The organism is Ktedonospora formicarum (assembly GCF_016587355.1).
GTDB lineage: Bacteria > Chloroflexota > Ktedonobacteria > Ktedonobacterales > Ktedonobacteraceae > Ktedonobacter > Ktedonobacter formicarum.
Genome location: NZ_BNJF01000001.1, coordinates 1,500,123 through 1,519,950, shown reverse-complemented (window position 1 = coordinate 1,519,950; position 19,828 = coordinate 1,500,123). Strand labels below are relative to the sequence as shown.

The following is a 19,828-nucleotide window of genomic DNA, read 5'->3' as shown; positions in this document are numbered from 1 at the left end:
ATTACTGTGGTATATTCGCAAAGAGTGTTAGAAGAAGGTACATATAATGAAAACGTGGCGAGCAGATCGTCGAGATTGGTGGCCCTTAACGAAGAGGCGTTTCGCCATGATGCGCACTGATACGCGCGCTTTCTCTGGCTATGTGAGCCTGCTCTTATTGGAGCGAATGCGTGAGCCGTTGATGGTAACGATACCAGATAAGGAAGTGTGCATTGCCGACGATGGCTACCTTTGGTTGCAGCACTTCCCGACGGGCGCACGCCATATCGTGACTTCCGTGTACAATGTGCAACGTGAACTGACGCGTTGGTCCATTGCTATTGTGGCACGTCATTATCTAGATGCTGAGGGTTTGCTCTGCTACGAGGACCTGTACTTAACAATTGACGTCTCCCCGCAGGGTGACATCCATTTGCTGGGTGTTGCCGACCTGGATCAGGCGCTTCAGAAAGGGGATGTGACCTCAGTATTCTATGAGATTGCCTGGCGCGAGGCTGATCATCTGATGCTCGCGCTGGAAGAAGATGCTTTACCTATACTCTGGCAAGGAGAGGAGCACTTAGAACAGTTATTGTCTGCGCTCTAGGGCGCGTTGAGGAAGTCTTCCTTTTCGATTCGATAGCATTCCGTATTGCCTTATTTTACCATCTTATCCGAAAACTTGAGTGGGCGCGTGCCAGCCGTGTCGTTTTCGCGTAAGATCATCGCAAACTTCTACAGCAGTGCGCAGGGCTGCGGCTGCCTCATTTCAACCTGAGTGGAGGTGTGCGCACGTACATGTGAACATGTGCTTGTGTGCACCTCTTTTGTGTTTTTTATAAGCGCATGTAAATGCTTATAATAATGTGATTTGCGCGACAGCGAAAGCCAGTAATATATGCTATGCTAGCGAGCATACTACACTCTCATCTGAACACAGATGCTTACAATTGAGTCTCGTTAGGAACATGGGTATCTGGGTTCTGAAGCGTAGCTAGCGTGCGCGTGTCCATAGGGTGAAATAGCCAGGAGCGCGCACCATTGGCGATTCATACGTTATAATGATGCGTAAACTGAATTGCTTTGTGAGCGCAGCAGACTACGAACTTATTTGCTGAATTTACGCTATTTGGAGAAATATTATGGCTGACCTGGAAGGAAGGACCCTTGACCGCTATGAGTTGCGGCAAGTCATCGGTAAAGGCGGTATGGCGGACGTATACGAGGGATACGATACCCGCTTCCAGCGTACTGTCGCGGTCAAAGTATTTAAGCGTGACGATGATGAGATGCGGCGACGTTTTGAGCGCGAAGCCCGTGTCATGGCACAGCTAAGACACCCATATTTGATCCCTATTTTTGATGCTGGGAGCCTCACCATCGAGGGCTATGATTGCTATTATCTGGTCATGCCCTATATGGATGGAGGTACTCTTCGGACGCGCCTACACCGTGCTCCTTTGAAGCCTGAAGAGGCAAGCAAGGTGCTGCATGATATCAGTTCGGCGCTTGACTACATTCACTCAAGTGGGATTATCCATCGCGATATCAAGTCTTCCAATGTGCTATTAGACAAAGAGGGGCGCTGCTATCTCGCCGACTTTGGGATTGCGCGTAGCACAAGCGATGCGACCCAATTGACCTCAACAGGCTTTCTGATGGGTACGGTCGATTACATGGCTCCAGAACTCTTTGAGGAAGATAAGAAAGCTGACGCACGCAGCGATCTCTATGGGTTGGGTGTGCTGCTCTTCGAGATGGTTACGGGTCGTGTTCCCTTTGAAGCGGAGAATCAGATCGCGGTCGTTTCGATGCATATCAATAAACAGCCACCGTCGCCGCGCAAGTTTGTGACGAACCTGCCAGTCGCGGCGGAAAAGGTCATTCTCAAGTCGCTCCAAAAGCGTCCTGAGCTACGTTATGCCAGCGCAAGTGAGATGGCGGAGGCTTTCGCTCAGTCTATTAATATCCAGCCACAGGCTCGCCCGCAGGAGCGTGGCGCTACCCTGCACTCGGATAGGACTGTGCGTACGGAGTTCCCCTCGAACTCTCTTGATTCGTTGCGAACTGAACATGCCAATACCTCCTCTCCCAATGCGCCTTCTCTCCACTCACTGCGTACTGAGCGGGCCGAGCAGCCTCTGGTGCTTCCTTCACCACCTGCCGGGCAGAGACCGGGCGATTCCCAGGGGGGGCAGCATTCCTATCAGCATGGGCCGTCAGGCTCCCAACAGTATAGCCCTTATACGGGAACGCCAACGCGAGAGCAAGGACCGCGAACTTCGCAACACGGGTATGGTCAGCAAGGATATGGACAATCGGGTTATAGTCAGCAAGGTAATCATCAACAGGGATATGGTCAGCCAGGTCATAGCCAGCAGAGCAATCAGCCTGGTTATGGGCAGCAATCTCCTCAACGACCATACCGGGAGCAGGAACCACAGGGCTATGGTGCGCAGCAACGATCCTCCTCTACGCCATCTCCACAACATCGCCCCGCAACGGCGACGCCGACACCCCCTCCTGCTTCTTCCTCCTCCTCGCGTGGCTGGATTACAGCCGGAATTGCCTTGCTAGCTTTACTTGTCATTGGTGGTGCGCTCTTCATGGTGTTGAACAATGGCAATACAGGCACCGGAACAAATGGCGGTTCGCCCACTTCAACTAGCGACCAAAATCCCTCAGTCAGCCTGACCGCAACGGCTGAAGCACAGCAGAATGCTCAGGTGAAATCAACTGCTGAGGTTATTCGTAAGCTTACCTCAACGAACCCTATCTACCAGGACTCATTAACGAGCGCTGAAAGCGATGCCAAATGGGAGACGAATACGAACTGCACTATCTCTACAGATGGCTATCATATCTCGGCGAGTAAGGGCCTATTAGGTACTAATAAGGGGTGCGCGGAGGAGCAGAAACTTTTCAACGATGCGACGATGACTGTTGATATGCTCATCAAGTCCGGGGATGGTGGTGGTATCTACTTCCGGGTCGGAAAGCAAGCGCTAAACGCCTATTCTGGCTATCTCTTTGAAGTTGATGCTAATGGGCATTACAAGGTTGCTTCATCGGGTAATTTCTCCTTTAGTTCCAAGACACTCAAGGAGGATGACATTCCCTCTGGCTTTAAGGCTGGAGATAAGAACACACTCCAGCTTGTCGCGCACGGTGACTCGCTTTCATTCTATGTCAACAATGTCTTCCTGGTTAGCCTGAGTGATGCTGACCATAAGGAGGCTGGTGGTATCGCTTTTCTGGCGAGTGCCCAGAAGTCTGATGCGGAGGTCATATACTCCAACCTGCGCGTCTATAACTAACTAGAATAAAGAACGGCGGTGTGAGCGAGATCACGCCGCCGTTCTTTATTCTAGTTAGTTATGCTCTTGATTCTGGCGTGGAGGGATCAAGTTATGTTCAACGGCATAAGCCGCAGCCTCGCTCCGTCTGGAGAGACCTAGTTTCTCTAGAATATGACTGACATGGTTACGGGCTGTCTTTTCACTCAGGGAGAGTTGTTCCGCGATCTGCTTGTTGGTATTGCCGCGTGTCACCAGGGCCAGGACCTCGCGCTCGCGCTCAGTGAGATCCTCCCCAGGACGGCTTGAGAGTCCTGTAGTAGCCAGGCGAATGGCCTGCTGTTTTCTGGATGTATCAAGCAGTGAGACACCTGTAGCAACTAGACGAATAGCCTTGAGCAGTTCTGCTCGGCTTACATTCTTGAGGAGATAGCCGCTGGCACCAGCCAGCGCTGAAGCTAGCGCTGCGCGGTCGTCTGTATAGGAGGTAATCATCAAGATATTGACCTGGGGTGTGAGGCTTTTGATCTCACGACATGCCTCGATGCCGCTCATCTTCTCCATGCGTACATCCATCAAAATGACCTGGGGAGCCAGCACGCCAACCTTAGCGACCGCCTCCGCTCCATTGCTGGCCTCACCTACAATAAGGATATCTGGCTCTAATTCGAAGGCCGCGCGCATACCCAGGCGCACTACCTCATGATCATCGACAAGCATCAAGCGTATCTTACTCATCCTTGTGCTCCTTTGTTTAGGGGAAGCCATGCCCGTATCGTAAGGCCATGTTGCCCATTTGGCAGAAGATCTAGTGTGCCTTCTAACTCAGCGAGACGATCTTTCATGCCCTGTAAGCCGTGTCCAGAATATAGGCGCTGATCGGAAGCGCCCAGGCGTGGATCTGGCTCTGGTAGCCCCTTGCCATTATCGCATATCTCTACCGTTATGCTTTGTTCTTGCCGACGGAGCGTAACATCGATGTGAGTTGCCTCCGCATGTTTGTAGGCATTGGTGAGCGATTCCTGTACAATGCGAAAGATCGTGGCATGAACGCGCTCAAGATGGCGTGCGCGCTCACCATCGCCGTCGATGTTGATCTCTATCCCCTCCATATGCAGATTGGTGCTTAACTCACTAATTGTTTGGAACTCACGAAGCTGACTTTCGAGCATCTGATGCAGAGTCAGATGCTCTTGATTAAGAGGCTTCAGCGAAAACATATAACTGCGAGTCTCCCAGAGGGCTTGTTTGGAGAGCAGAATCAACTTTTTGAGGCGATCCTCTAGTGGTCTGAGCATCTCTGCATCTTCCTCGGAGGCTTCGATCAGGCGTTGAGTATAGGCGACACAGGTTTCGGTACTGATCTTGAGAATATAGATCAGTTGCGCTACACCATCGTGGATCTCGCGCGCGATGCGATTTCGCTCTGCCTGAGCCGTCAACGAAATAGTCTGTTCAGTCAGGGAGATATTTTCCAGGGCTGTGAGCAGTTGTGTTCCGGCGATAGTCAGAAAGTCTTCTTGTTGATCATCAATAGGTTGGTAGCTCTCGGCACCCAGAATCATGCGTACCTGCCCCTGTTTAGCGAAGGGAAGATATAGTTGGTGGGGAAAGCGTGGTGGATATTTGCCAGGGTGAGGCGATTCAATAGTGCTTAACTTTTGCCCCACCTGGCGTACATGCTCGAAGAGCGGTTGATTGAGTGGTGGTGCCTGCTGTTCCTCCGTGGGTGGAGAGGTATAGATTTTAAGCGGATGTCGGGCATGATCTGTGGTCAGCTCCATCTCCTCCTGTGACGGGCGCGCGATTACTGCCAGTGCAAGGCGCTCAAAACGCCCGCCCTGGCGTAGCTGCGCGGCACTCTCAGTCAGCAGGCGATCCCGTTCGTAGGCTGCGTGAATGATCACATCGCCCAGGTCTAACTGAGCCTTCTGGCGTTGCACATTGGCCTGCTCATTCTGGAGGCTCAAAATGTAACGATCCAACAATGTGACGATAAAGGCAGCTACGATGGCTGCCACTGGCGTATCAACGAGAGAGCCAGCGATATCAATGACATTGGGGGTGCCGATGTATCAGCGTAGGCCGGTGGAAAGCGGATGCCCAGAACAATGAAGAGATCATATCCCAGCGCCGCTGCCAGACCACCCCGATAGCGATAGGCTAGAGTTGCAGCGAAGGCTGTGGAGATGCCATAGCGATAGAAAGGGGAAGAGGTGCCAAAGTAGGGGTGCATGGCAAAAGGTCCACTCAAATAAGTAACGAGCCCACAGATAAGCACATCAAAGGCATAGAGCGCGATAGTGTTATAGGGATTTCGTAAACGTGTCAGTACCGCCGGAACAGGCTCCTCACTCTCTCCCGTTTTTGTTTCATTAACTGGTCGCGCGAAGGGCAGGCGTAAACGTGGAAAGAGGTGGTGGATTACTGGAGCATAGAGCGTAACTACCAGTGTCTGGATTAATGTCACAAAGAGCAAGATTGCGCTTACCCCATATGCTGGTTGAGTTGTATAAGGAGGCTTTGAGCCAACAATCAAGACGAGTGCATAGAGCCACATGCTCCAGCGCCATATCAGAAAGAAGTAGCTTGGAGTCGCGCGCAGATTCTCTCCAGTTCTATCAGCCGTCAGGCGCGCGTAGAACCGTGTTAGCCATGCGGGACGAAAGTTCATATCTCATTAGCCTTTAAATATGAATAGAAGCTTATCTATTTTTGTAGTATCGCGTGCTTATAGGCATACTGTCAATACTTATTGATAATTTCCGCAGTCATGTACAAGTTGTTCGATAGCTTCCTCTGCTGGCAGGATGTATCTCTTACATCAAGTTTAGGATATATCGTCTCATGAGGACGAAGAGCGCTGAACCTGGTAAGTTTATGCTCCTCAGTTGTTTTTAACCTTCTATAAACATATGTATGACTTATGTAGACAAAAATGAACATGTAATTGTCTATTGCTATCATGATATTCTAGTACTTATTTGCTGTTTATGTATATTATTTACGTGCTCAGGTTATTATTTTGATAACAATTGCGCTTTTCACTAGCTGAGAGGAAATAGCCTCTCATTCCTAATAGTGATCATCCTGACACGCGTATAGAAAAATTTCAATCCTTTATTTGCCTTGAAAATGAGGATATGCTATGAATTCAGAGCGGCCGGTCCTGAAAGGACGCAGGTATAGGCTATCTCGATTCCCCTGGCCCAGGCAAGTTGTGGCATTGCTGCTGCTTATCTGTGTCGCTTTGGGTGGACTTATGTCTTTTAAAACTTTCACGAGCGCGAACGCGGCAACTTGTGGCACAACAAATGTTGCTCTTCATCGGCCTACAACAGTTTCTTCATTGGAGAACGATACTCTGTCTGCGAGCAATGCCGTGGATGGCAAGGCGAATACACGCTGGTCGAGCGCATTCAGCGACGCGCAATGGATACAGGTTGATCTGGGAAAGGCTCTATCAGTTTGTGGTATTAGTCTGGATTGGGAAGCCGCCTATGGCAAGGCGTATCAGCTTCAAATCTCCAATGATGCGAAAACCTGGCAAACCATCTATTCAACATCAAATGGAGCCGGTAATGCTGAGAAGCTAACGGTTTCTGGGAACGGACGCTATATCCGTATGCAAGGGATAAAGCGTGGGACTCCGTATGGCTATTCTCTCTTTGAACTGCAGGCATATACAACGGTTTCTTCTAGTTGATGTTCACCATCTTTATTTTGAGCAGGAATGTGCTGAACCTCTTCTCTGTTGTAAACATCCTTGCTCACAAAACTCGCCTGTCGGAGAAAAAGCACGCGTTTGCTGATCTCAAAGAGCTACGATCCCTGTTCCTCTCGTTGAAGTGAAGAGCGGTATCGTTCCATAAACTGCCTAAATTCTGCGAGTTCTGCTTCCAGGCGGGCTATCTTTACTCCGCAATTCATATGCTCTTGCAGTAATTTGTGATAGCGCCTTTCCACATCGGCGAGTTCTGCTTGTGCACGCTGTTCGAACTCAACTCGTTCCGTGCGTCGTTGTCGTTTGGCTTCGTCGCGTTCAGCGCGAGCCTCATGCAAGAGTTCGATCAGACGCGGGCGCTTGTAGTCGAGCAGCGGGTCGCGCGGTGCTACTTTGATCGCGTGAAAAGCGGCCTGACTCTTCCTCATTTTTCGCGAACTACCACGGCGAGCAGTCTTCTGCTTTGCCTGGGCCTGTTCACGTTCCTTGCGCAAATGAGTACTGTGCTCCTGAAACAATTGGAAAGCTTCTCGATTGCGGTAATAGGTCATGTAGTCCAGACCGCTCACTTCTTTGATGGTGAAGGTAGTGACTGGGCGACCCTCGGTCTCTAGCTGAGAAATAGCCTTGCTGAGACGATCAACCGTCATCTGTTTTTGGGCTGCTGCATTGGCACGCAAATGCTCATACTGATCTCCTGGGGCACCGGTCATAGCGCTTCTCCTTCTTCGTCCTGGATCGACGGTAGCGTATCCGCAAACGGCAAATAGCCGCCATCCTGGCGCGTACGCATCTGAATCTCCATGATCCGAATTGCGTCATCAAGAGACTGAACCACCTTGCGAGCCTGCTCTGCGTCGATGGCATGGCCCTGATCGTCATGAAGTTTGGCTTGCAGGATGTAGAGTCTTCGCCACGTCTTGGCCTTGAGCAGGTTACTGTAATGAGGGACCAGATACGGGCAATTGGCACAGATTCCCCGATTATCAGGACGAATACAGGTGCCAGCACTGCAAAATCCGAGAACGGTGGGTCCAATCAGGCCGCAGCGCTCGAATTGTGTGCGCAACGCCTCGTCCATCTGCTCTAACGTTTGTGGAGAAGGAGCTTGGAGGTAGGAACGCCCTTGCTCTGGTGAAAGTGGCGATTGCATCTCTAACAGGAGAGCCAGTAATTGTGCCACTGGTAAACGACTGTAGTAGGCAGTCGCTTCGGGGATAGTGAGCGCCGCTGATGAGCCTTCCCACCTCACCCGATGATGCAACAGATAGGCAATCGCCTCTGCTGGAATATTCAGGGCCGTTCTTGCATGCGTGGCAAGGACATGTCGCAGGAGATGAGGAGCGATGCGGATAGGCTCACCTGCCCGTGTGGTCAGGGTCAGCCCATGGAACAGAAAACGCAGCAGCTGAGCAACATCCTGGGCAGTGAAGTGCCCCAGACGTCCATCGGGGTGGCTGCCCATTGAAACAAGTATGGCTCCGCCACCAAATCATCGGCTTTGTTGCCAAACGCCTCAGGAGAAACCTTGGGAATGCGCCCACCGTGGGCCGCTTGAAGCATTTCCGCTATTTCCTTGAGGTGGCGTACCGCCATATCACTGATGAGAAAAAACTGCCGCTCGCTTTCGTGCTGGTATCCTTTCGGCAAGAGCTTCTGGACGAGCACTCCCATTTTGCGGCCCGTTGGCTGCTGGTTCTTCAGCTCATCCACGACAATGGTTTCAAAACGGGAGGCACTTACCTGCAGGAGTTCGCTAACGCGGCTCCCGTTGGTCAGAGCCAGCGTTGCCAGAGCCGCAGCAAAAAGTGTTCCTCTGTAGAGAGGTTCAGGATCAAAGAGGATGGCTCCAGAGAGTCTCCTCGCCCACAGAAACCACTGGGTAATAGCGCGGGCAGGTGATATGACTCCAGAACGACGCGTACCAATCATCTCGTGACCGTGAGATTGACCAAGCAGTTGCTTCTCAATGAGATCACCGCACCACAGCAGATAGGTCGACGGTCCTTCGTACTGCAGAAAGTAGGCATTGCGCCCCGGCGCATATGCCTCGACCTGTCGTTCTGCACGCCTCTGAACGTCTTTGGTGTACAGGTCTGGATGGCTTTTGACCCACTCCGTCCGATTCCAGAGTGTCAGGATCAGCGTGACGGGCTGTTCAATGAGTTGGACATCCGCCAGCGTCATGGCTTGCTCTGAGACGGAAAACTGCCGATCCACATAGTCAAACTGATAGGGCAGCGTGATCTCTCCTCGCGTGGCGAGCACACAAAGCCTTCGAAATTCCTTGATCAGACGTTCTGCCGCCTGTTTGCGCAATTGAACGAGTTCAACGAGTAAGGGAAACAGAGGAACAATGATGTCCGACTGTTCCTTACGCCGGGCCTCTGTGGCGGCGATCACCGCTTGCTGCTGCGCTTGTTTTTCACAAAATCCCCGAGGGAGCCGGGGCAAAAGATAGGGCTTCCAGAACGCCTGCTGTCGTTCTGAGAGCGTCTCAAAGTACGGTCGCTGATAGACACACGCCAACGTCTCATACCGTTTGAGCATATTGAGATCACCACTGGAGATCAATCTCCCCTCCACAAATGTATCCCACACACGACGCTCAGTCAGCTCAGCAAGCGTCGCCATTCCATAGCTCCTACGCAACCTCCGCAAGAGATTCGTGACCTGGATGCAATACATATACAAGGTTTTTGGCTTCACCCCATCCATAGCACAGCCAATTGCAAGCGTAATGGCGACCACTTCTGGCAGGTCAGCAGCACGAATGAGATACCCCATGACATTGCTTGGCAAGCGCTCCCAATCGATACCAGGAGCGGTTTTGAGCATCGGTGGGAGCCACGCCAAAAACGCCTGGATATGATCTGCCCGCTCCTTCGGATTGTTGAAATGCAATCGCGAAACTCGATCAAGCATCTCTCCAGAACAGCTTCTGGCAGGCCTGGTGTCAACTTCTGGGGTCATTGTTTCCCTCTTTGCGCACGCCCACTTACCATGGCTGGCCTGTCTGTTGGTCCATGCTCTTAATCCAGTTGAGCGTTTCTTCATCATGCATCCACACAACAGGTGCATCCTGATTGGGCAGACACGCAGCTTCGGCCCCTCCACAAGGCGTTGAGGCAGACCGCACCTGTGGCGATTGTACAGCAGAGCAACGCTGAGCAAGATCCTGTTGATAGCCTGCAAGCACAGAAAAGATCGCTTCTCCTTCACGACTCTGATCGTAAATATCAATCGTGTGAATACTCCGCCAGGCCATAATGGTCTTGCCGAATGCCTCTCGTTCGCGCAGGTATTTTTCGGCATCAAACGATTGGGTGCCAGCTCCGCACGCCAGTTTGAGCTTCATCAGATACTCTGTCACAAAGAGGTGTCTCAGATCATGCGGAGAGAAACGAACCGGACACAGCGCCTGCAGCGGAATGGAGTGGCGATACCAATGCCAGTAAAACACATTTGGTGAGTAGGATGTCCCTCGTTCGGTCAGAAAGAGAGAGGCGTTCGGAGCAACATCGATGAGCCGGCGTCGACCCTCTGGATCATGCAGCGGCCTCATCTGCTCAAGATAGGCATTGAGTGCCTCCTGAACGCGAGGGTTGTGGGCAAAATAAATCGTTTTCACTTCGCGTCCATAGCTCCCTTTGTTCATGACCTGCGCTTGGCCAGCAACCCCCTTGTTCTGATACCCACCGATCGTCATGAAGGCAATTTCGTGAAGCCTGGCTCCAGTGGATTGCAAGAGTTGAAGCACCGCTTTCTCACGGAGCGAAACTTCCGGGCTCTCCAGCAGAACATCCAGCACAGCATGAATCCCCTGACGCACATCAGCCAGCTCTTTGCGTATCTCGGGTTTCCACCCCTGGGGCTGATGCTGACGGAGAAAGGCCGTCGGTCGCCGCCGGGACTGCTCATGCGTCTCTTCCCGGATTCCAGCCTGGTCGGGAGCCCCTTTGTTCGCTAACGTGCGTTCCTGGTCGCGTTTGAGAGCCACAAGCACGCCTGAGGACAGTGGGTTGGCAAACGCATACAATCCGGCCTCTCTCATGACCAGATAAAAATCGCGTAAGGCGGCGCGCATGACCTTGAGTGAACTCTCGCGGAGCGGCGTTTCACGAGTCATGACAATCTCAACACTCTCCGTTTCTCTTTGGGGGCGAACGTGGCATTTGAGAGAATCCCGATGGAAGGCAATCAATGCTTGGCGCAACCGTTCTGGAGACGCATTCCAGGGACACTCGCTCTCTGAGAGGAACGCAAAGTAGGACTGAAGGCAAGCGAGGTATGTGCTTCTCGTGCTCGTCGGTCCTTGCTCTTTGCGCAAACGATACCATTCGGTGAGCGGAACAATGATCCGATCCTGTTGATCAAGAAAAATGAGTTCGTAGATATCGCCCGCTTGGCCACGCACACGACGAACCTGTGAAGGCAGCTTCACCTGTTGTGTTGGAGAGCTTGTTGTTGGCATCTTCTTCCCTGCACTTCCCACATCTTCACCACTCAATTCTTCTGCGCAGAATACACCCAAAAAGGGATGTTGTAAACAAAACAGGAAAGAGGTCCTGCGACTCCTCTCGATCACTCACATTAACGTACGGATAACAACGATGATACCCTGATATCCCAGGGAAGACCTGCGACCTCATCTTCTATCCAGAACAATTCAGAGTGCGTGGACTGCAATGCCTCGAAAGCGGTTGATGGCAAGGCAGATACACGCTGGTCAACTGCTTTTGTTGATCCACAGTGGATACAGATTGACCTGGGAGATGGGGCGGTCATTCATAGGGTGGTTCTCAACTGGGAAGCCGCCTACGGTAAAGCGTACCAATTACAGACCTCGAATGATGCCACGACCTGGACCACGCTCTATTCGACCGCGCAGGGAGCAGGCGGCACAGAAACGTTAACAGTTTCTGGCAGTGGACGTTATATCCGCCTCTATGGAACGCAGCGTGGGACTCCGTATGGCTACTCTCTCTTTGAGTTTCAGGTCTATGGTACATCAAGCACAAGTGGAAATCCCGGTGGAGGGAACACACCAACTGCGATTGTGACTCCACCTCCTACCTCTGGCTGGAATATGATCTGGAATGATGAGTTCAATAGTGCTAGCGGAACTGCTCCTGATGCTAACAAATGGTCTCCTGCCGTTGGTGGTGGTGGTTGGGGTAATCAAGAATTGGAATACTACACCAACAACAATAACGCAAAACAGGACGGAAGCGGAAATCTGGTCATTGAAGCGCGCAAAGAGAACTCCGCCAATTATCAGTGTTGGTATGGAACCTGCCAGTATACCTCCGCGCGTTTGATTACGCAGCATAAGTTTGAATTTACACATGGGCGTGTGGAAGCACGTATCAAGATTCCCTATGGTCAGGGAATCTGGCCCTCAATCTGGATGATGGGGAACGACATTGATACCGCTGGTTGGCCTAATAATGGAGAGATTGATATTTTTGAAAATATTGGTCGTGAGCCGGGAATGGTGCATGGAACGGTGCATGGTCCTGGTTATTCTGGCGCGAATGGCATTGGCGGGGCGTATACCCTCCCAGGTGGTGCTCGCGTTGCCGATGACTATCACCTCTTTGCCGTAGAGTGGACGACCAATCAGATTGATTTCTTCCTTGATGGCACTAAGTATTTTACCGTAACCAGAGCAACTGTTGAGCAGCATGGAAAATGGGTATATGACCATCCCTTTTACTTGCTTCTTAATGTTGCTGTCGGTGGAACCTGGCCTGGTAATCCCGATGGAAGTAGTACCTATCCACAGAAAATGTCAGTCGATTACGTTCGGGTGTACCAACCCCAATAACTCACGTAGATTAGGGGGCATACCGCTCTCAGAGCCATGTTGTGGTGAAGCCGCCTTGAATGTTATGCCACAATATGGCTCTTTCCAGAGGTTGTCTTGCATGCGGTGCAGGAGTATTTGCCACAGATCATGTTAATGCGGCCCTGTAAAGAGGCGCATGTTTGTGCCTGTGTAATAGGAGCTTTATGGGAAACGAAGAGCACGCCATTAGCAAGGCTGAAGAAATACTTATAGCCCTGGGGGCTAAGCCTATAAATCAGGCGACTGGCGACGATGTGTCCGGTTTGAGGGGAAAACCTACCAGGATAACAGAGGATATAACCCACCTCTCTCTGTCTGAGAGTGAAGCAGACAATTGGCTGAACTCGACGCCGAAGATACAAGCAACTTCTGAACGTCGCCCACTGGATACTGATTCGTTAGATACATATATCACGTTATCTTTTCCCGAGAAGGAGCAGGCAATAGAGGAGTCCGCTAAAACTGTGGACTACCCTGATAATCCTTTTGAGGTTTCCACGATGATGCCAGATTCTGGCATTCTTGAGGCGGGATTGTTGGAAAGCCAAGCACTCTATATTGATAGTGGTGGTCATATAAAAGCATCCCCTATGCCGGGTTTGTCTCCTTCAGAGGGATTTGCCGGTCTCCGTCGCCGTCGCACAGATGTTTTCACTCCGTTTCCCAACCTGTCTCCTGATCCTGTTCTGAATGTTCTAGATATAGAGCCAGACATCGTGGTCACGCACCAGAGCGAGATAGACAATCTTGAGGCTCTCCAGTATCAAACTACTCCGTCCAATGATACCCCTTTGCCTCTGTCTTCCAACATTCCTCAGCTCAAAATATCTGCGCAATCCGCCAATGCGGTGCGCATTCCGCCAGCATGGAAGAAAATAAAGACGGCTCAAAAAGGGCTGCGAAGAGGCAAGCTCATTGCTTTGCTCGTTTGCCTGGTGCTGTTAGGTAGCCTGAGTGCTCTATGGCTAACGAATATATCTCAGTCGTCATCACAACAAGCATTTTCTCAGACGCCAGGAGCACGTACGCCTACCAATCCAACCAGTGTTGCTACGATGCCATCTGAGGAGACGCGCGCTACTTCTACAGCATCTACTCCAAAGGCGAAGCATACTCCATCTGCAACATCCCCTCCCGTGCGGGCAACACAGCCTCCCCAGGCCAAGCCAACCTCTCCTCCTGCCTCACCTATGGTCTACAAATACTCCTTTGAGAGTGGTGGTACAGATTCCTGGGCTAGCGGTAAGAACATCTCGTCTGTACAAAACAGCACCACGATTGCGAAGGATGGGAGTCATTCGCTGAGAGTAACCTTCAACTCATCAAGCTCCACAGATTATCCGTATGCAGTGGCTTCCAACCTTCCTGGTGCATTGCGTGCTGGGCAGACCGTAACCGCCTATGTATATGTAGCATCGGGCAGCAATGTCCAGGCGAAATTATATATTCAGGATCAGAATTTGACATGGTTCGACCCAGGTTGGACGGCTCTGGATACACTGCCCATTGGGAGTTGGTATCAGTTGCGTTTTACGCTTCCCTCGGGGGCGATTGGATCGGCAACTCGTGTTGGAGTCCAGTTCTATGGTTATAACACAGTTGCTTACATTGATGTCGTGACCTGGTAGTGACCACTACCTCCGAATTTGGTGAAGAAGCTATCCCTATTGGCAAAGCGTGTGGATTATGTGGTATGGTAAGTATGAATACACGCAACTGTTTCCGCTTCGCTTGAGCTGAAAAAGAATAGGTTATCAAGGGACACTATTTTATTCAAGCAACTCGGACGGAAAGCAGAGAAGTACACACATTGAATAGAAGGGACGGTTCTCATCGTGAAAAAAGCCGAGCGCAAGCGTGCAAACCTGATGGCTATACTTGGTGACCTTAACCGGCCTTTGCGTGTTCGACCTGTGCGGTATATGGGGCGTGAATGGTGGGCTATTGATGCCGAAGACACCTGGCCTGGAATGGTGATGGATCTGCGGCGTCTGGGGTTTGAAGCGGCGGCACTGGAGGAAAAGGTGTTGGTTCGCGAGAGCATACCAGCACTCTTTGAGTCGAGTTATGACAACTCAGCAACGCCAGGAGGACTTAAGCCTTTCCCCGCTGTTCACCCAACAATAACAATTCGCAAGGAGTCCTATTCGACTCGCAATTCCGATTTGTCCTACCTCGATGAGTATGATGAGGATGAGGAAGAAGAGGATTCGCTCGAGACAGAGGATCTGGATCGAGATGAGGAAGAATAGGGAGCAAGCGCTGGCTTGCTGCGCACAAAGGAACTGATAAGTAACGTCTATTCACTAGTCCGTGCCTTCAATGAAGCAGGTCGGGCGAGATATTTCCATACAAGGAAAGGTCCAGTTTTAAACATGAGGAGATCATGTTTAAAACTGGACCTTTCCTACTTTTTACTGCTCAAGACCCATCCGGATTGAGTGAAGATCTGTATCTGGCGTTGCTTAACACAGAACGGCACCAATTAGGTATGCTATAATGAAATGTAGAGTGCCGTTGACGTAAGATCTTGAAAAACGAGGAGTGAGCATGCAGAAGGACCAGCAGCAGGAGGCGGGGAGAGAGATAGTTCTTACCGATGCTGAGAAAATGCGCCATGATGGGCAGAAGGGGAAGCAGCCGTCCAGCATGTCGGGTCCCTCTATTGTGATAGAGGAGAGACCAGAGACAGATGAAGCTTCTTTACCAACTCCTATACGTAGGAGTGTGTTGACTGATCAATCGAGCCTGGCTGAGTGTGCCATCCCCTATCGACAAGAGCTTTTGCTGCGTGGCAAATCAAACTATACTGTCACGTGCTTTCTCTCTGATCTGAAGATGTTTAGTGACTTTGCGGGCCTGGATACACCTGTTGGACGTCTCACGAAGGAGCATCTAACTGATTGGCTAATGAAGTTGAAGTTTGGCTCAGACCATACGCCCGCCCCTAAGACGATGGCGCGTCGTGTGACCTTCCTGAAGAATTTCTTCTCCTGGTTGGCGAGCAGTACCATCATTGCTGAAGATCCTTCCGCCAGCCTGACATTGGAGCGCCCAATGCCTCCACTTCCTGAGCTCTTATTTGCTGACGAGATGCAGCGCTTACTCGAAGCCGCGGCTGAGGAGCCTCGCTGTCAATGCCTAGTCTATCTGGTCTTGTTCGCTGGTCTTAAGAAGGAAGAGGTGATGCGCTTACGAACACATCACATTGACCTCTCTGATCCCCAATATCCCTTGGTCACAGTGCACTTTCCAGCTTCAACTGGTAAGCAGCATCGTGAGCGTCGTCTGCCTATGCCACCTGAATTTCCTACCATTTATCAGCGTTATCAACAGCAATATCAGCTCACGGATGAGGTGTTTAAGTGCACAGACCGTAACCTCAATTATATTTTGGCTCGGGCAGTCAAAGCTGCTGATATTAAGAAGCGTGTCACACTGCAACTCTTGCGTGATACCTATGCCGTTGAGCAACTTCGATCTGGAGTCACGCCCGAAGCTTTGCGCGAGAAGCTTGGCCTCTCAGATGAAGCCTGGTTGGAGTCGCGTGAGAAGTATCGTCGCCTTGCCTTCCCCAAATAAGTTGTACCCTTTCCGCGAACTACTGGTCCTCTATGTGTAGAGGACCAGTGAAATTCTTCTCAATATTCAGCGCTTTGGAGCATGGATAGTAAGAGTGCTTGTGGCACGATATTTCGTTAGCGCATGGGCATAGGAGGAGGTTGGATGGGTGATTGTTGGTTATAGACAATATGCTGTATTGCCTGTCGGTTGAGAAAACTGTTTAGTAGTATGCTGTTGATAATAATTGCCAGAATGGCGAGAGGTCCGAGGCATATCAGTCCCAAGCCCAGAGTGAAAATTGTCCCCAGGATCATAAAAGGCCAGTAGATAAAGATGCTTCCGAGCAGTAGAAGCAGACCTATCGTAGTTTGCCCCGCGTTCAACCAACCTATCCCAAAGATCCCAAAGAGCGAAAGAATGACCTCAATAAGCAATGAGTTATTGGTTGGGCGGGGCATAACCTGTATATGTTGTGCCTGGTACGAATAGGTCTGGTAGGGTGAGGCTTGGTCTTCCGAATAGGCATTATTGCGCCTATTGGATGATTCATAGAAATATGTCTTTTGTGGTTGAGCCGGAAATTCCTCTGTTGGAGGCATGAGCTTCCCATGGTATGGTCCCTCCTCGTAGGTGGGAGGAACGTCAACATTTGCCTCCAGTGAATCATTGTAGATTGTAGCCTCTTGAGAATACTGAATGCGCGATCCGACGATTGCTCCACAGGCAGGGCATATTCTGGCATGAGCAGCTATCTCGGCTCCACAATATTCGCAGCGCATTACTAACCGTGTCTTTCTATTCTTCAGGTCGTGCCTGTGTGTTTAATGAAAGAAGTTATTGAAAACGAGTTAAAGCCTCGTTTTCTTCTGTATAAGTGAGCCAGCCCTGGTCTGTCCGGCGTATAGCTAGTGCTCCAACATCAGCGACAGACCATATTTGTAGATCATCGAAGGTGCTGAAATAAAGTTTATTATTTTCGGCAGTTTGAGTGCTCCCTCGCGAACCTACTGGAGATACTACCAGTATAGAGGGCTGTGCCCTTTCAAATAGTGTACGCAGGACAGAGGGATACGGTTTACTGATCGCGCTTTCCACTTGGACGATATCTGCGTGCAAGTCAGATGGTTGGATACTGCTCAGGATCCCTTGGAGCGCGTAGGTACTGGCACCTGCTACGCTGAGCAAAAGAAGTTTAAGCCCTGGCATTATCAAACGTATAACCAGACAATTATCGCGTGCTTCATCGCTGCTTTTATGGAGTGATGTGGGCCAGAGGACCTGAAGTTGCAGGTTTGAGCCCAGTTCCATGCTATCCCCTTGTTGGACAGCGAAGTAGGGTATGTCATGCTCACTTATAGTACGTCGCCAGCGGGCATAGGTTGCGGTGGGATGGAGCATTCCCGCATCTATTACTCTTCCAATCGCGTATCTTTCGACAACATCTTGTAAACCCGTAATATGGTCCTGGCGTGGAGTTGTCAAAAGCACGGTATCTAGCGTGCGTTGCCAGAGAGGGAGTTGACTATCCAGCGTTTGTGCCAATGCTGTACCATCCATCCCCCATCAATCAAGCTGATATGGTCATCAGCAGTGTGAATAAGAATAGTGCTTCCTTGCTGGAGCTGTGTTGCAGTGCCAAGATTTAGAAACATGATCTGCAAGGCGCGTGGTTGTTGCTGGGCCTGGATGAGGGTCAATCCCCATGAACTTAGAATGAGTAGGACCACGCTTACACGAAACACCTGTGGAAGCCTGCTATGCCCCCGTTGTTGTGCGGGTGAGGGGCGTGGATACTCATCCATTGAGCCCGCTTCATCGGCCTTCGTTTTTCGTGCTTGTTGTTTTAGCAGCGCGTAGCACATGAGTGCCAGCAGCGTATAGTAGCACCATGCCAGAAGGATATGAGTATTGCCAACCTCAATAAACGACCAGGGGAGATGATAACACCAGTCAATACTGACTGCGATGTAATGGGTTATGGGCCAAGCGATCAAGATGCAACCCTGAGCAAATAAGGGGTGAAGGGGACCTAGAATACTGACGAGCAGACCAAGCACAAGTACGCCTCCCAATAGCGGTACCGTAAGCAGGTTTGCCAGTGGGGCTATTAAAGAGACGTTATGAAAGGTGATTGCCACTATGGGTAGGGTTGCACCTTGAGCAGCTAATGTGACTGCGAGCATCTCCGCAATATACGTTCCACCTGGCAGTGGCGCGAGAAAATGGAGCAGGCGTTGTAACGTTGGGGTGAAAAGTAATATGCCGAGTGTGCCGACGAACGAGAGCTGAAACCCAACATCCCATAGTGTCAGTGGATCGTGCATGCTCATAAAGAGCGCGGTGCCTGCTAACGCGGTATAGACGTTATAACGCCTCCCCAGGCGTGGTGTAATATAGAGTAGCGCTCCCATAATTCCTGCTCTCATGGCAGCGGGACTTGCGCCACTAAGAGCGGTGTAAGAACCGATACAGCCAAGAACAAGGAGCGTTCCTAGCCAGAGTCGCCAATCTCGTCGCTTCTGCGCTGGAAGTAGCATGCGTGGTTGACGGTAGAGTTTGGAGAGCCCACGTGAGAGTAAGCCCGCGAGTAGGGTTACCTTGAAACCCGACGCCGCGATCAGGTGGGCTGTTCCAGTTGCATCGAAGGCTGGTGATAACGGTGAAAGCGAGGGGGTACGCATACTGAGGAAGATTGCTATTAGTACCGCAGCCTCTGGTTGAGGGAGTATGCGTGCGATGTTCTCTGAAAGTGTGACACGTAGGCGGAAAAGCGCTTCAATGAGAGGATTGCCTTCGTGACCTGTAACACGAACATAAGGAAAGCTCATTGACCCAAGTACATCTGGGGGGCATAGCTTGGTGGTGCCAGCACCCCACGTATTTCGACGACGTCTCCATAATTGGCACCATATGAATCGATGCTTGTATTCCCTCTTACTGTGATGCGAATCTTTCCATCGGTCGTCTGCCAGGTTTTGCCATTGTCTCTGCTTATCTCTCTGGTTTCGACCAGCAAAGAGCGACTCCGTGTTGTCGTGGTGGGTTCCGCATTAATAACTCCACGGATGCGAATCTGGTGTGAACCTACAAGATGGGCGATGGATTGGGAGTTCTCGCGAGGAGTCGCTATGGTATAGCGCCATGCCCCAAGCAGCAGAAAGATTGCTAGCGCGCAGGCAAGGCGCCCGTATGGTTGCTTCCAGTAGATGATACATCCTGCTATTGATATTCCCATACCTGCTAACCAGAATAGAGATGGCAGTGGCAAAATGCTCGCAAGCATTATGCCCCCAAGTGCAGAGCTTGTGAGCGCTACGAGCAGGAGCCCTCGTAGGTCAAGGGTTGATGCTGCTCCTGGTGTGCGTTTATTTTTCACTGGTTCTTCCCTACAATCCCCGCTACATTTTCCACACA

General features: G+C 50.9%; 18 protein-coding genes. 7 read left to right on the top strand and 11 right to left on the bottom strand.

Annotated features, from left to right (window positions below; all coding sequences use genetic code 11):
- Positions 1-46: 46 nt before the first annotated feature.
- Positions 47-586 (top strand): DUF402 domain-containing protein, encoded by a 540-nt coding sequence (locus K3T82_RS06585; protein ID WP_220192685.1) that lies wholly within the window; start codon positions 47-49, stop codon positions 584-586.
- A gap of 535 nt (positions 587-1,121) precedes the next feature.
- The gene (locus K3T82_RS06580; RefSeq protein ID WP_220192684.1) at positions 1,122-3,296 is read left to right on the top strand and encodes a serine/threonine protein kinase; all 2,175 of its coding nucleotides are present in this window, start codon (positions 1,122-1,124) and stop codon (positions 3,294-3,296) included.
- Positions 3,297-3,350: 54 nt separating this feature from the next.
- Here the strand turns inward: K3T82_RS06580 and K3T82_RS06575 are convergent, their stop codons facing one another.
- Genes K3T82_RS06575 through K3T82_RS06565 form a run of 3 tightly spaced genes read right to left on the bottom strand, consistent with a single transcriptional unit; the run spans position 3,351 to position 5,949 of the window.
- Positions 3,351-4,013, bottom strand: a complete 663-nt coding sequence (locus K3T82_RS06575) for a response regulator transcription factor (RefSeq protein WP_220192683.1) — start codon at positions 4,011-4,013, stop codon at positions 3,351-3,353.
- A complete protein-coding gene (locus K3T82_RS06570; protein WP_220192682.1) occupies positions 4,010-5,296 on the bottom strand; it encodes a sensor histidine kinase in 1,287 nt (428 codons plus the stop codon). Before K3T82_RS06570 ends, K3T82_RS06575 begins: the two co-directional genes overlap by 4 nt.
- Complete coding sequence (locus K3T82_RS06565; protein ID WP_220192681.1) at positions 5,281-5,949, bottom strand: hypothetical protein; 669 nt, start codon at positions 5,947-5,949, stop codon at positions 5,281-5,283. Before K3T82_RS06565 ends, K3T82_RS06570 begins: the two co-directional genes overlap by 16 nt.
- A gap of 588 nt (positions 5,950-6,537) precedes the next feature.
- Here K3T82_RS06565 and K3T82_RS06560 point away from each other — a divergent pair.
- On the top strand, positions 6,538-6,981 hold the full coding sequence (locus K3T82_RS06560) for a discoidin domain-containing protein (protein ID WP_220192680.1): 444 nt from the start codon (positions 6,538-6,540) through the stop codon (positions 6,979-6,981).
- A gap of 116 nt (positions 6,982-7,097) precedes the next feature.
- On the opposite strand, the gene K3T82_RS06555 is transcribed toward K3T82_RS06560, so the two are convergent.
- The 4 genes from K3T82_RS06555 to K3T82_RS06540 are packed head-to-tail and all read right to left on the bottom strand — an operon-like array spanning position 7,098 to position 11,473.
- Positions 7,098-7,712, bottom strand: a complete 615-nt coding sequence (locus tag K3T82_RS06555; RefSeq protein WP_220192679.1) for a hypothetical protein — start codon at positions 7,710-7,712, stop codon at positions 7,098-7,100.
- Positions 7,709-8,464, bottom strand: a complete 756-nt coding sequence (locus K3T82_RS06550; protein ID WP_220192678.1) for a hypothetical protein — start codon at positions 8,462-8,464, stop codon at positions 7,709-7,711. Before K3T82_RS06550 ends, K3T82_RS06555 begins: the two co-directional genes overlap by 4 nt.
- Positions 8,380-9,972 (bottom strand): hypothetical protein, encoded by a 1,593-nt coding sequence (locus tag K3T82_RS06545; protein WP_220192677.1) that lies wholly within the window; start codon positions 9,970-9,972, stop codon positions 8,380-8,382. The genes K3T82_RS06550 and K3T82_RS06545 overlap by 85 nt, the downstream gene beginning before the upstream one ends.
- A 25-nt stretch (positions 9,973-9,997) precedes the next feature.
- Entirely contained in the window at positions 9,998-11,473 is a 1,476-nt protein-coding gene (locus K3T82_RS06540) for a site-specific integrase (RefSeq protein WP_220192676.1), read from the bottom strand.
- A gap of 147 nt (positions 11,474-11,620) precedes the next feature.
- Here K3T82_RS06540 and K3T82_RS06535 point away from each other — a divergent pair, with 147 nt between their 5' ends.
- The 4 genes from K3T82_RS06535 to K3T82_RS06520 all read left to right on the top strand — a co-directional run bounded on the left by K3T82_RS06535 (position 11,621) and on the right by K3T82_RS06520 (position 16,432).
- Positions 11,621-12,829: a family 16 glycosylhydrolase gene (locus K3T82_RS06535; RefSeq protein WP_307811074.1), complete on the top strand. Its 1,209-nt coding sequence runs from the start codon at positions 11,621-11,623 to the stop codon at positions 12,827-12,829.
- A 185-nt stretch (positions 12,830-13,014) separates the two neighbouring features.
- Positions 13,015-14,478 (top strand): hypothetical protein, encoded by a 1,464-nt coding sequence (locus K3T82_RS06530; RefSeq protein WP_220192674.1) that lies wholly within the window; start codon positions 13,015-13,017, stop codon positions 14,476-14,478.
- 207 nt (positions 14,479-14,685) lie between these two features.
- Positions 14,686-15,102 carry a hypothetical protein gene (locus K3T82_RS06525; RefSeq protein ID WP_220192673.1) on the top strand — a complete coding sequence of 139 codons (417 nt, stop codon included), beginning with the start codon at positions 14,686-14,688 and terminating at the stop codon, positions 15,100-15,102.
- A gap of 298 nt (positions 15,103-15,400) precedes the next feature.
- Positions 15,401-16,432: a tyrosine-type recombinase/integrase gene (locus tag K3T82_RS06520; protein WP_220192672.1), complete on the top strand. Its 1,032-nt coding sequence runs from the start codon at positions 15,401-15,403 to the stop codon at positions 16,430-16,432.
- Between the two features lie 116 nt (positions 16,433-16,548).
- Here the strand turns inward: K3T82_RS06520 and K3T82_RS06515 are convergent, their stop codons facing one another.
- The 4 genes from K3T82_RS06515 to K3T82_RS06500 are packed head-to-tail and all read right to left on the bottom strand — an operon-like array spanning position 16,549 to position 19,790.
- Positions 16,549-17,193, bottom strand: coding sequence for a zinc ribbon domain-containing protein (locus K3T82_RS06515; RefSeq protein WP_220192671.1), 645 nt, complete (start codon positions 17,191-17,193; stop codon positions 16,549-16,551).
- 55 nt (positions 17,194-17,248) lie between these two features.
- Positions 17,249-17,956: a ComEC/Rec2 family competence protein gene (locus K3T82_RS06510; RefSeq protein ID WP_220192670.1), complete on the bottom strand. Its 708-nt coding sequence runs from the start codon at positions 17,954-17,956 to the stop codon at positions 17,249-17,251.
- Complete coding sequence (locus tag K3T82_RS06505) at positions 17,908-19,242, bottom strand: ComEC/Rec2 family competence protein (RefSeq protein WP_220192669.1); 1,335 nt, start codon at positions 19,240-19,242, stop codon at positions 17,908-17,910. Before K3T82_RS06505 ends, K3T82_RS06510 begins: the two co-directional genes overlap by 49 nt.
- The gene (locus K3T82_RS06500; protein ID WP_220192668.1) at positions 19,239-19,790 is read right to left on the bottom strand and encodes a ComEC/Rec2 family competence protein; all 552 of its coding nucleotides are present in this window, start codon (positions 19,788-19,790) and stop codon (positions 19,239-19,241) included. The genes K3T82_RS06505 and K3T82_RS06500 overlap by 4 nt, the downstream gene beginning before the upstream one ends.
- Positions 19,791-19,828: the final 38 nt, after the last annotated feature.